This is a genomic window from Clostridia bacterium (assembly GCA_019683875.1).
Taxonomy (GTDB): Bacteria; Bacillota; Sulfobacillia; order RBS10-35; family Bu92; genus Bu92.
In genome coordinates this window covers 1-11,628 of the sequence record JADGHN010000056.1, presented here as the reverse complement: position 1 = coordinate 11,628, position 11,628 = coordinate 1, and the positions used below count along the sequence as shown (strand labels likewise).

16 protein-coding genes are annotated in these 11,628 nt (G+C 72.6%); 2 read left to right on the top strand and 14 right to left on the bottom strand.

Features of this window, described 5'->3' with window-relative positions; genetic code table 11:
- Window positions 1–167 precede the first annotated feature (167 nt).
- Window positions 168–1,700, top strand: a complete 1,533-nt coding sequence (locus IRZ18_05920; protein MBX5476644.1) for a YifB family Mg chelatase-like AAA ATPase — start codon at window positions 168–170, stop codon at window positions 1,698–1,700.
- 51 nt (window positions 1,701–1,751) lie between these two features.
- Here the strand turns inward: IRZ18_05920 and IRZ18_05915 are convergent, their stop codons facing one another.
- The 4 genes from IRZ18_05915 to ylqF are packed head-to-tail and all read right to left on the bottom strand — an operon-like array spanning window position 1,752 to window position 4,173.
- Window positions 1,752–2,060 (bottom strand): iron-sulfur cluster assembly accessory protein, encoded by a 309-nt coding sequence (locus IRZ18_05915; GenBank protein MBX5476643.1) that lies wholly within the window; start codon window positions 2,058–2,060, stop codon window positions 1,752–1,754.
- 48 nt (window positions 2,061–2,108) lie between these two features.
- Entirely contained in the window at window positions 2,109–2,504 is a 396-nt protein-coding gene (locus tag IRZ18_05910; GenBank protein MBX5476642.1) for a YraN family protein, read from the bottom strand.
- The gene (locus IRZ18_05905) at window positions 2,501–3,316 is read right to left on the bottom strand and encodes a ribonuclease HII (GenBank protein ID MBX5476641.1); all 816 of its coding nucleotides are present in this window, start codon (window positions 3,314–3,316) and stop codon (window positions 2,501–2,503) included. Before IRZ18_05905 ends, IRZ18_05910 begins: the two co-directional genes overlap by 4 nt.
- The gene (gene ylqF / locus IRZ18_05900) at window positions 3,313–4,173 is read right to left on the bottom strand and encodes a ribosome biogenesis GTPase YlqF (protein MBX5476640.1); all 861 of its coding nucleotides are present in this window, start codon (window positions 4,171–4,173) and stop codon (window positions 3,313–3,315) included. The genes IRZ18_05905 and ylqF overlap by 4 nt, the downstream gene beginning before the upstream one ends.
- Before the next feature lie 170 nt (window positions 4,174–4,343).
- Between ylqF and IRZ18_05895 the strand changes: the two genes are divergently transcribed.
- The gene (locus IRZ18_05895) at window positions 4,344–4,601 is read left to right on the top strand and encodes a hypothetical protein (protein MBX5476639.1); all 258 of its coding nucleotides are present in this window, start codon (window positions 4,344–4,346) and stop codon (window positions 4,599–4,601) included.
- A gap of 5 nt (window positions 4,602–4,606) precedes the next feature.
- On the opposite strand, the gene lepB is transcribed toward IRZ18_05895, so the two are convergent.
- The 10 genes from lepB to IRZ18_05845 all read right to left on the bottom strand — a co-directional run.
- Entirely contained in the window at window positions 4,607–5,122 is a 516-nt protein-coding gene (gene lepB / locus IRZ18_05890; GenBank protein MBX5476638.1) for a signal peptidase I, read from the bottom strand.
- 106 nt (window positions 5,123–5,228) lie between these two features.
- Window positions 5,229–5,579 carry a 50S ribosomal protein L19 gene (rplS, locus tag IRZ18_05885; protein ID MBX5476637.1) on the bottom strand — a complete coding sequence of 117 codons (351 nt, stop codon included), beginning with the start codon at window positions 5,577–5,579 and terminating at the stop codon, window positions 5,229–5,231.
- 37 nt (window positions 5,580–5,616) lie between these two features.
- Window positions 5,617–6,384, bottom strand: coding sequence for a tRNA (guanosine(37)-N1)-methyltransferase TrmD (trmD, locus tag IRZ18_05880; GenBank protein ID MBX5476636.1), 768 nt, complete (start codon window positions 6,382–6,384; stop codon window positions 5,617–5,619).
- Between the two features lie 19 nt (window positions 6,385–6,403).
- Window positions 6,404–6,901: a 16S rRNA processing protein RimM gene (gene rimM / locus IRZ18_05875; GenBank protein ID MBX5476635.1), complete on the bottom strand. Its 498-nt coding sequence runs from the start codon at window positions 6,899–6,901 to the stop codon at window positions 6,404–6,406.
- Window positions 6,902–6,912: 11 nt separating this feature from the next.
- Entirely contained in the window at window positions 6,913–7,149 is a 237-nt protein-coding gene (locus IRZ18_05870; protein ID MBX5476634.1) for a KH domain-containing protein, read from the bottom strand.
- 13 nt (window positions 7,150–7,162) lie between these two features.
- Window positions 7,163–7,447 (bottom strand): 30S ribosomal protein S16, encoded by a 285-nt coding sequence (gene rpsP, locus IRZ18_05865; protein ID MBX5476633.1) that lies wholly within the window; start codon window positions 7,445–7,447, stop codon window positions 7,163–7,165.
- Between the two features lie 45 nt (window positions 7,448–7,492).
- Window positions 7,493–8,830 carry a signal recognition particle protein gene (gene ffh / locus IRZ18_05860; protein MBX5476632.1) on the bottom strand — a complete coding sequence of 446 codons (1,338 nt, stop codon included), beginning with the start codon at window positions 8,828–8,830 and terminating at the stop codon, window positions 7,493–7,495.
- 38 nt (window positions 8,831–8,868) lie between these two features.
- Window positions 8,869–9,258: a YlxM family DNA-binding protein gene (locus IRZ18_05855; GenBank protein ID MBX5476631.1), complete on the bottom strand. Its 390-nt coding sequence runs from the start codon at window positions 9,256–9,258 to the stop codon at window positions 8,869–8,871.
- Window positions 9,259–9,341: 83 nt separating this feature from the next.
- Complete coding sequence (gene ftsY, locus IRZ18_05850; protein MBX5476630.1) at window positions 9,342–10,304, bottom strand: signal recognition particle-docking protein FtsY; 963 nt, start codon at window positions 10,302–10,304, stop codon at window positions 9,342–9,344.
- Window positions 10,305–10,352: 48 nt separating this feature from the next.
- Window positions 10,353–11,628 (bottom strand): AAA family ATPase (locus IRZ18_05845; GenBank protein ID MBX5476629.1); only part of this gene is annotated, 1,276 nt, incomplete at its 5' end.

Genomic DNA, 11,628 nt, shown 5'->3' with positions numbered 1-11,628 from the left:
GTCCCGGCAACCCGGTCCCCCCTCGCGCACCCCGCCCACTCATTCCCCGTTCGCGACCGCGTCCCCTGCCCGCCGGCTGCCTGCAGCCGCGTGATCGAAAGGCAGCCGTGTGCTGCCAGGAATTTCCATGTTCAGGTCGAATGCTTCTCCCTGTGGGAGGGATGGCGGTGCTCGCGCGAGGATGGACGGCAGCCCTGCAAGGCGTGGACGCGGTGCCGGTCTCCGTGGAGGTGGATGTCCACAACGGTTTGCCGGCGCTGGAACTCGTCGGCCTTCCGGGCGCAGGCGTGAGGGAATCGAAGGACCGGATCCGCAGCGCCATCCGCAACGGCGGCTGGACGTTCCCGCCGCGCCGCGTGACGGTGAACCTGGCGCCCGGCCACGTGCGAAAGACCGGATCGCATTACGACCTGCCCATCGCGCTTTGCGTCCTGATGGCCACAGGCCAGGTCGAAGGGCGGCGCGCGAACGTCTGGGCTGTGGGCGAACTGGCCCTCGACGGAGCGCTACGTCCGGTGCCCGGCGTGCTGCCGTTCGCGCTGGCCGCCCGCCAGGCGGGGGCGCGCCACATCCTGGTGCCGGCGGCCAACGCGCGGGAAGCGCGCGCCGTCGGACACCTGGAGGTCGTCGGCGCACGCTCTCTCGCCGACGCCGCGCGCTGGCTGGCCGGGGAACCGCTCCACCCGCCCGGCACGGACGAGACCGCGCCGCCGGCCGCTCCTGACGACGCGCCGGGCGGCGCGGAGGCAGCCGGAGACTTCGCCGACGTCCGCGGGCAGGAGCTCGCGAAACGCGCCCTCGAGGTCGCGGCCGCGGGCGGCCACAACGCCATGCTCATCGGTCCGCCGGGGTCCGGCAAGACGATGCTCGCGCGCCGCCTGGCCGGCCTTCTGCCGGACCTGGACGAGGCGACGTCCCTGGAGGTCACGGCCATCCACAGCGCCGCCGGCGTGCTGCCGCCGGGGACGGGGCTCCTCAGGCGCCCGCCCTTCCGCGCGCCCTCGCCCGGGGCGACCGTCGTGGCGCTCATCGGCGGGGGCGCCACGCTGCGCCCGGGCGAGCTGTCCCTGGGGCACGGTGGGGTCCTGTTCCTCGACGAGGTCGGCCGCTTCGCCCCCGCCGTGCTGGAGGCGCTGCGCGCCCCCCTGGAAGACGGCGAAGTCGTCGTGGCGCGCCACCGCGGCACGGTGCGCTTCCCGGCGCGGACGCAGCTCCTCATGGCGGACAACCCGTGTGCCTGCGGGTGGCACGGCGAGTCCCGCGCCCCGCGCGCCTGCCGCTGTTCCGCCGCGCAGCTAAGACAATATCAGGGCCGCCTGTCCGGGCCGTTGCGCGACCGTCTCGACCTCCTGGTGCGCGTGCCGCGGCCGGCGTACGCCGACACGACGCGTCCCGGCGCCGCGACGACGCGCGACATGCGCGCGCGCGTGGAGGCGGCCCGCGCGCGCCAGCGGGAACGCGGGCAAGCGGTGGTCAACGCGAGGCTCGGCCTCGCCGAGGTCGAACGCGCGGCGGCGCTCGATGGCGCTGCGGAACGCTGCCTCGCCGATGCCTACGCGCTCCACGGCCTCGGCCTGCGCGGTCGCGTCCGCGTCCTGAGGGTCGCCCGCACCATCGCGGACCTGGACGGGAGCCAGAGGGTGCGCGAGGACCACGTGCTGGAGGCCCTGCACTACCGCTTCACGGGAGCAAACGAATGAAGCCGGGCCGGGGCCCGGCTTCCCGTCCGCACGGCCACTGGCGCCGTGGGGTCAGTGTCCGCAGCAGTGGCCGGCGTTCGGCCGGCGGATCACGAAACCCCGCTGCACGCCGCGCTCCTCGAAGTCGACTTCCGCGTCCTCCAGGTACGTGGCCGTCTCCTTGTCGAAGATGACACGGAACCCGTCCTGTTCGACGACTTCGTCCTCGGGGCGCTTGTCGTCCCAGCCCATGCCGAAATGGACGTTGCCGCATCCGCAGCGGTGCTGGATGTGGATGCGCAGGTCCGGTTTCGGCTCGCCTTCCTGCTTGATGAGTTCCTTCAACTCTTTCACGGCTTCAGGGGTAAACTGGATGGCCACCGGACGTCACCCCCCTCACACAGCTATCTTACCGCAGCGCGTCAAACGCTAGAAAAGACCCTCGTCGACGGAGAACGCGTCCTCGATCCACTCGACGCTCAGGCGCCCGGAGCGCGAGATGACGGCGCACACGTCGAAGCGCCAGGCCGCGTCGAGGCAGCCGTGGACGGAGGCGAACCAGCGGGCGGCCCGAGCAAGACGGACGCGCTTGCCCGCCGTGATCGATTCGGCCGGCGTGCCGGCGGTCATCGTGCGCCGCGCGCGGACCTCGACGGCCACCCACGTGTCGCCGTCCCGAACGACGAGGTCGATCTCCCCGGCGCGGCAACGCCAATTGCGGGCCACGATGCGGTAGCCCCGCGCCTGCGCGGCCGCGGCGGCCGCATCCTCGGCGCGGCGCCCGAACGCGGCGCGGTCGCCGCCGCTCGTCGCCCCCTCGCTCACGCGCCGTCGCCCTCTTCGTACAGCGGCAAGGACAGCTGCGCCGCCTCGGCGCCCCAGCGGAAGCTGCGCCGGTGGATGGGCGACGGTCCCAGCCGCTCCAGGGCGGCGCGGTGCTCGGGCGTCGCGTAGCCCTTGTGACGCGCGAAGCCGTACCCCGGCAGGAGGCGGTCGTAGATCTCCATGAGCCGGTCGCGGTGCACCTTGGCGAGCACCGACGCCGCCGCGATGCTGTTCGACAAGCCGTCGCCGCCGACGATGGCCTCCTGCGGCCACGCGATGCCGGGGATGCGGAAGCCGTCGACGAGCACCGCGTCCGGGGGCACGCGCAACTGCGCCAGCGCCCGGCGCATGCCGAGGAAGGCGGCCTGCGCGATGTTCAGCTCGTCGACCACGGAGGCGGGGATCGTCACGACCGACCAGGCCACGGCCTGGCGGCGGATCGGTTCGACGAGCCGCGCGCGCGAGACGGGATCCAGCCGTTTGGAGTCGTCGAGCCCCGGGATGAACGCGTCCGGCCGAAGGATGACGGCAGCGACCACGACCGGACCCGCGAGCGGCCCGCGCCCGACCTCGTCGACGCCCGCCACGTGCCGGTACCCCGCGGCCCACAGGCGCCGCTCGAACGTGAACCGGCGCTCGAAGTCGCGCCGCGCCTCGCGCTCCCGCCGGGTGCGCCGGCGTTCCCGGGCCAGCAGCTCCTGCACGCCCTTGCGCGGATCCGCGGCGAGCTCCGCGAGCAGCGCCCGGCGCCGGGCACCGGTGGCCTGGGCCAGCTCGCGCGCGTATTCGTCCACCGAGCGGCGCCGGCTCACGTCGGGTCGTCGTCCCCTTCCGCCGGGCGGCCGCCGTCCACATCCGCAGGGGATTCAAGGGTGACCGCGCCCAGCTTGCCGCGGCGGAAATCGCCGAGCAGCGCCTCCGCGGCGCGCGCCCAATCGACGGCGCCCCCGCCGGCCAGCGCGCCGCGACGCCGCCCGATGGCTTCCAGCACGTGCAGGGGCTCGCCGCGTTCGTCGTCCAGCCCGTAGTGGACCTCCATCGCGCGCGGGCGCTCCCGCTGCAGGAACCGGATGAGCCAGAGCGCCGCCTCTTCCGCCGGCCACTGGTCCTCGGTGAGGCAGTCCAGCACGCGGAGCTTGGCGCCACGCTCCCCGCGTCCGACCGTCGGGGGCAGGATGCCGGGCGTGTCGAGCAGGTCGAAGTCTTCAAGGCGAATCCACTGCTCGCCCCGCGTGATGCCGGGGCGAGCCCCCGTCTGGGCCTTCGCGCGCCCGGCCAGGCGGTTGATGAGCGAAGATTTTCCCACGTTCGGGATGCCCACGATGAGCACGCGCAGGCGCGGCCCGCTCGCCCGCGTCTCCCGCACCCGCCGCAGGAGCGCGTCGATGTCCGGCTGCGGTCCCGCGGCCGTGACGGGCACGGCCACGACGCCCCGCTCCGCGAAGAAGCGCAGCCACTCGGCGGTGCGGTGGGCGTCGGCCAGGTCCTGCTTCGCCAGCACGAGCCAGCTCGGCCGCGCGCGCAAATCCGCGGCGAGCTGGACGTTGCGCGTCGACCACGGCGCGCGCGCGTCGACGACTTCCCAGACCAGGTCGACCGCGCGCACAAGCTGGCGGAGCCGGCCACGAACGCGGGCCATGTGGCCCGCAAGCACGCCGCGTCGGCTCATCCCGTGCCTCCTCGCCGGTATTCTACCGCACTCGCCGGCGTGCGCTCGGCCGGTCGCCGGCCGGTCGCGCGTCGCCTCCGGGCGCGTTCCCCTGCCATGCGTCGTCGCCGGCGCCGCAGGCGCGCATATGAAGCCGGCGCATCCACCCATGCTAATGCGGGGGCGATCACGTGGGACGACCGACATCCGATCCGGAAACTGCAGAGGGCACAACTTCCCTGGCCGCGGCCGCGGTGGGCTCCGACGCCATCATGTCCTGGGTGGACCGACTGGAACAGGCCGCCATGCGCGACGACGCCATGCGCTCGCGCATGCAGCGCATCTTCCTCGCCAACCTGGCCTCGATCCGCGAGGACGGCGGGGAGCTGTACGATTCGTGGCTGGATCTGCTGGAACAGTCGATGGAAGACCTGCGCCGGCGGCGGTAGGAACCTCAGTGCAGGACCTGCGCGTCCGAAAGAGGCCACCAGACGAGCACGGCCTCGCCCTTGACGTTCGCGAGGGGCACCTCGCCGAAGGCGCGACTGTCCTCGCTGTCCGGGCGGTTGTCGCCCAGCACCCAGATGGTGCCCTGGGGCACCTGGAACGGCGGCGTGGTGCCGCTGGAGCGGAAGGCCACGTACGGTTCCGAAAGCCTCTTGCCGTTGACGTAGACCCAACCGTCGCGCAGCTGGACGACGTCGCCGCCGACGGCGATGACGCGCTTGATGTAGTCCTTGTCCGTGGGCTTGGGCGGCTTGAAGACGACGATCTCACCCGGCCGTGGCGGGCGCAGGTGATAGATGACCTTGTTCACGAGCAGGCGCTCGCCCGAGTGCAGCGTGGGCTGCATCGACGGCCCTTCCACGACGAACGACTCCACCGCGTAGTGCCGGATGACGATGGCGAGCACCAGCGCGATGAGGACCGTTTGCAACGTTTCCCACACGAAGCGGCCCACGCCGGGCACCTGCACCTGCTCGGACGAACCTTCCAAGTCTCCGCCTTCTTTCGGCAAGGCTGTCACCGAAGGGGTGCCGGGCCCCCTGAAGCACGGGGGCTCCCCTGAAACGCGATCAGACGTCCCGGCGCTTTTCGCGGATGCGCGCCGCCTTGCCGCTCAGGTCGCGAAGGTAGTACAGCTTCGCGCGGCGCACGCGTCCCTGCCGCACGACCTCGATCTTGTCGATGCGCGGCGAGTGGACGGGGAACGTCCGCTCCACGCCGACGCCATAGCTGACGCGGCGCACCGTGAACGTCTCCGAGATGCCGCGCCCCTTGCGCGCCAGCACCGTGCCCTCGAACACCTGGATCCGTTCGCGCCCGCCCTCGACGACCTTCACGTGCACGCGGACGGTGTCGCCCGGGCGGAAGTCGGGGATGTCCGTGCGCAGCTGCTCCTTCTCCAATGTGCGGATGATGTCCATGAGCGTCCTCCTCAGGTCCGAGACAAACCGCGGTCTATTATAGCATTCCGTCCGGATCGGCTCGGCGGCCGTTTTCGGCCTCCAGGGAGGCCAGGAACCGCCGATCCTCCTCCGTGAGCGGAGCCTTCTCCAGCAGGTCGGGGCGCCGCTCCCACGTCCGCCGGAGCGCCATCTGGCGGCGCCACCTGGCGATCTCGGCGTGGTTGCCCGACAGGAGCACGTCCGGCACGGCGAGGCCGTTCCACACCCGGGGGCGCGTGTACTGCGGCCCCTCCAGCAGCCCGCTGGCGAACGAGTCCTCATACGGCCCGCGCTCCGCCCCGAGAACGCCGGGGATCAGTCGGACGACGGCGTCGACGACGACCATGGCGGGCAGCTCGCCGCCGGTCAGGACGTAGTCGCCGATCGAGATCTCCTCGTCGACGATCGTCTCGCGGACGCGCTCGTCCACGCCCTCATACCGGCCGCAGATGAAGATCAGGTGATCCTCCTTCGCCAGCTCGAACGCGTACGCCTGGTCGAACCGGCGCCCCTGGGGCGACGTCAGCAGGACCCGGGGCCGCCCGGCGCCGCCGGTGGAGCGACAGTGCTCCACCGCGCGCGCGATGGGCTCCGGCTTCATCACCATGCCGGGCCCGCCGCCGAACGGGTAGTCGTCCGTTGTCTTATGGCGGTCGTCGGTGAAGTCGCGGATATCGACCACGCGAATCTGCACGAGGCCGCGCTCCTGCGCCTTCCACAGCATCCCGTGGGCGAACGGCCCCTCGAACATCCCGGGCATGATCGTCAAGATGTCGATGCGCACCCGCGTCCCTCCCCCGCCGTCAGTCCTCGCCGGGCAGGCTCCCGGGCAGCGGGTCGACGGTCATCACGCCGAGGTCCAAGTCGACCGACTTCACCACCGACCGCAGGGCCGGCAGCAGCACCTCGCCCAGCGCGCCGCGCACGACGAACACGTCGTTGGCGCCAGTGCGCAGGATCTCGGCGACGCGGCCCAGGTCCCGCCCGTCCACCGTGCGCACGGCCAGCCCGACGAGCTCGTGGTGGTACCACTCGCCCTCGGGCAGGGGCGGCAGGTCGTCCGTCGCGACGAGCAACTCCGTGCCGCGCAACGCCTCCGCGGCGTCGCGGTCGGACACGCCCTCCAGGCGCAGGATCCACAGGCCGCCGCGGTGCGGCCGCGCGGCGAGGATCCGCCGCCATGGCCCATCCGCGCCCAGGCGCACGCGCCGCCCTTCCAGCCGCTCCGGGAAATCGGTCTCCGCCAACAGCCGGACCTCGCCGCGGATGCCGTGCGGCGCGACGATCGCGCCCACCGACACGTAGGCCGGTCTCACGGGCGATCGGGCACTTCCACCCGGACGCGCTTGTTCTGCCGCGCCGCGGCGGCCCGGGCAAGCTGCCGGATCGCTTGGATCGTGCGGCCCTGCCGGCCGATGACCTTGCCGACGTCGTCCTTGGCGACGTGCAGCTGCACTTCGAGCGCGTCGCCGTCCGCCACTTCGCGGATGCTCACGGCGTCCGGCTCGTCGACGACGCTGCGGGCCAAGAACGCGACCAGATCGCCGATGCGGCTCAACGCCTCACGCCTCCTTGGCTTCGGCCCGCTTGCCCTCCGCGAGCTTCTGCAGGACGCCCGCCTTGGACAGGAGCGCGCGCGCCGTGTCCGACGGCTGGGCGCCGCGCTTCAGCCACTCGATGGCGCGGTCCTCCTTGATGCTGAGCTCCGCGGGCTGCGCCGAGGGGTTGTAGTACCCGATCTCCTCGATGAAACGGCCGTCGCGCGGGGAACGGGAGTCGGCCACGACGATGCGGTAGAACGGGTGCTTGTGCGCTCCCATGCGGCGAAGACGGATCTTCACGGCCACGTCACATCACCTCCTTCAACGTGTGGACCCGGGCGCCGCCCCGGCTCACCGCCCGAAGGGCAGGCGGCCCGGCTTGGGCGGCCGCTTCCCGGGCCGGGAGAACATGCGCATGACCTTGCGCAGTTCCTCGAACTGCTTGAGCAGCCGGTTGACATCCTGCACCTGCGTGCCGGAGCCGCGCGCGATGCGCCGCTTGCGGCTGGAGTCGATGATCTGGGGCCGCCGGCGCTCCTCGGGGGTCATCGAGCGGATGATGGCCTCGACGCGCGCGAGCTCCTTCTCGTCCACCGCGACACCCTTCAGCTGCCGGAAGTTGCCCATCCCGGGCAGCAGCCCGAGGATTTGCTCAAGTGGCCCCATGCGGCGAAGCTGCTGCATCTGTTCGAGGAAATCTTCAAACGTAAACTCGTTTTGCCGGAGCTTCGCTTCCAGCTCTCGCGCCTTCGAGACGTCCACCGCGGCCTGCGCCTTTTCGATCAGCGTGAGCACGTCGCCCATGCCCAGGATGCGCGAGGCCATGCGGTCGGCGTGGAACGGCTCAAGGGCGTCCGTCTTCTCGCCGACGCCGGCGAACTTGATCGGCCGGCCCGTGACGGCCCGCACCGAAAGGGCCGCGCCGCCGCGGGCGTCGCCGTCCAGCTTCGTCATGACGATGCCGGTGATGGGAAGCTCGGCGCAGAACCCCTCCGCCACGCTGACGGCGTCCTGGCCCGTCATCGCATCGACGACAAGCAGCGTCTCGTGCGGGCGGCTCAGCGCGTGCAGGCGGCGCAGCTCCGCCATCAGTTCCTCGTCGACATGGAGACGCCCGGCCGTGTCGATGAGGACGGCGTCGCGCCCGGCACGCTCCGCCTCCTGCAGCGCGCCCGCCACGATGGCCTCCGGCTGCGCGCCGTCCAGGCGATAGACAGGGATCTCCAGCGACCGTCCAAGGGTCTCCAGCTGGTCCGCCGCCGCCGGCCGGTACACGTCCGCCGCCACGAGCAGCGGCCGCTTTCCCTGCCGCTTCAGGTGGAGGCCCAGCTTCGCCGTGCTCGTCGTCTTGCCGGAGCCCTGCAGGCCGACCATCAGGACGACGAGCGGCGGCTTCGGCGGCGCGGCGAGGCGGGCGTCGGCGCCCTCGCCGAGAAGCCGCGCCAGCTCCTCGTGGACGATCTTCACGACCTGCTGGGCCGGCGTGAGGCTCTCCAGCACCTCCTGGCCGACGGCTCGCTCCCGCACCCGCTCCACGAAGTCCTTGACGACCTTGAAGTTGACGTCCGCTTCGAGGAGCGCGAGGCGGATCTCCCGCAGAGCGGCCTGCACGTCCTGCTCGCTCAGGCGCCCGCGGCCGCGTAGGCGCGCGAAGACGCCCTGCAGCCGTTCGCTCAAGCCCTCGAACATGCCGCTCCCCCCTCCCGCGACCCGGCGCCCGGACCCCGTCAGTCCTGCAGCAGGCCGTACGCGATGCGTTCCGCGCGACGGACGCGGTCGAGCGCCGGCTGCACCGCGGCGGCGCCGGCCGCGTCCATCATGTCGACGAGATCCCGGCGCAGTTGCGCGAGTTCGTCCGACAGCGCCTCAAGTTGCCGCCGCTGCTCCCGGTAACGGCGAACGAGGCCCAGTTCCCGCTCGTACTGCCGCAGGGTCAGCGTGGCGCGCCGGACGACGTCATGAACAGCCTGCCGGCTGACGCCGGAATTCTCCGCGATCTCGCCGAGCGACAGGTCCATCTGGTAATAAAGGTCGAGCACTTGACGCTGCTTGGGCGTCAGCAGGCCGCCGTAAAAGTCGTACAACAAGGCGACTTCCGCGAGATCGTCGGCTCGCAGCGCCGGCACCCCCCGTCGCGCACAGGACCGGTGCCATTGTGACCTGACGCGCACAAGGTGTCAAGCACAAATCCTTGATTGCACTACGCCTCACGCGGTTGGCCGCCAGGCGATTCGGCGGGCGCCAGCAGCGCGTCGACGAAGGACGCCGCGTCGAAGGGGCGCAGGTCCTCCACGCCTTCACCCACGCCCACCCACCGGATGGGAAGGCCGAGTTCCTTCGTGATCGCGAGAACCACGCCGCCCTTCGCCGTGCCGTCGAGCTTCGTCAACACGATCCCGCCGACGCCCACCGCCTCGTGAAACGCGCGCGCCTGCTGGATGCCGTTCTGGCCGGTGGTCGCGTCGAGCACGAGGAGCACGTCGTGCGGCGCCCCCTCGCGCGCGCGCCCGATCACGCGCTTGACCTTCTTCAGCTCTTCCATGAGGTTGGACTTCGTGTGCAGGCGCCCGGCGGTGTCGGCCAACACCAGATCGCGGCCGCGCGCCTCGGCGGCCTTGATCGCGTCGAAGACGACGGCGGCCGCATCCGCGCCTTCGCCATGGTGGACGAAGTCGGCGCCCGTGCGGCGCGCCCATTCCGCAAGCTGCTCGACGGCGGCGGCCCGGAACGTGTCGCCGGCGGCCAGCAGCGGCCGGTGCCCGCGCGCCGCAGCCCAGGCAGCGAGCTTTCCGATGGTCGTCGTCTTGCCCACGCCGTTGACGCCCACCACCATGACGACGGTCGGGGGCGCGGGCGCCCAGCGCAGGCCGTCCGCCGGCGGGGCGCCGGCCGGCTCGAGCAGCGCGCGCATGGCGTCCCGCAGCAACTCTGGGAGACGGTCGGCCTCGCGCAGGCGCTCCGCCTTCACCCGCTCGCGCAACTCTTCAAGGAGCGCCAGGGTGGCCGGAACCCCGACATCGGCGGCGAGGAGGGCTTCCTCGAGGTCTTCGTAGAGCGATTCGTCGATGATGCGGTGCGCGACGGCGGCGTACACGCGCGTCGCCAAGCGCTCGCGCGTGCGCGCGAGGCCGTCCCGCAGCCGCTTGAACCAGTTCGTCGCCAAATGTACCCCCGCTTCCCTGGCCCGTGGCGGCCGCCGCCGCGAGCGGCCTCAGGCAGTGGCCGGCTCTCCCGCGTCCGTCAGGGTGACGGACACGACCTGCGACACGCCGCGCTCGGCCATCGTCACGCCGAAGAGCCGGTCCGCCGCCTCCATGGTGCCCTTCTGGTGCGTGATGATGACGAACTGCGTGCGCCGGGCCATCTGCCGCAGGAACTCGGCGAAGCGGCCGACGTTCGCCTCGTCGAGCGCGGCGTCGATCTCATCCAGCACGCAGAACGGCGCCGGCTGGACCTTCAGGAGGGCGAAGAGCAGCGCGATGGCCGTCAGGGCCCGCTCTCCGCCCGAAAGGAGCGTGAGCTTGTCCGTGCGCTTGCCGGGCGGTCGCGCCCGCACGACGAGGCCGGCGACCGGCTCGCCCGCCCCGGCGGCGTCCGAGCCGGCCGCTGCGCCGGCTGCTGCGGCGGTGCCCGCGCCATCCGGGCGCGCGCCGGCGTCCTCCTCGCGCTCGCCCGGCGCGACCGGGACGAGGTCGGCCTCGCCCCCGCCGAAGAGCTCCGCGAACGTCTCGCGGAAGGCGGCGCGCACCGCCTGCAGGGTGTCGCGGAACAGGGCGTCCATGCGCCGCTTGAGCGCCTCGAGGATCTCGATGAGGTGGTCCCGGGCCGCCTCCAGGTCCTGCAGGTCGCGGCTCGATTCCTCGTACCGCGCGCGCTCCTCCTCATACAGCGCGACGGCGTCCCGGTCCACCGCGCCGAGGGCGTTGAGCTCCGCCCGCAGCGCGGCCAGGCGGGACGCGGCGCCGGGGTCGCGCACCGGCTCCACGCGTTCGAGCGCGTCCGCATCGACGTCGTAGAGCTCCCGCGCGCGCGCGAGGAGCGCGTCCAGGCGCGCCTGCGCCTGGGCAACCTGCAGCGCCGTCTCGTGAGCGGCCTGCGCCGCTTCCTGAACGGCCTGCTCCAGCGTGCGACGGTCGCGCTCGAGCTCGGCGAGCGCCGCCTGGGCCTCAAGCCTGAGGCGGCGACGCTCCCGCAGGTCCGTCTCGGCCTGCTGCAGCGCCGCCTCCAGCCGTCCCCGCTCCTCCTCCGCCCGCATGACGGCCTCGCGCAGCGGCTCGAGATCCGCCTGCGATCCGGCCAGCTGTTCCTGAAGGCGCGCGACCTCCTGCTCCAGGGCGGCCACGTCCGCCGCCGCCCGCTCCCGCGCGCGCTCCGCCGCCTGCACGGCGGCCGCCGCCTCCGCGCGCCGCGCCCCCGCCGCGAGCGCGCGCTCGGCCGCCGCCCGCACCGCGGCCTCGGCGTGCTCGACCTCCGCCGCGGCCGCGGTG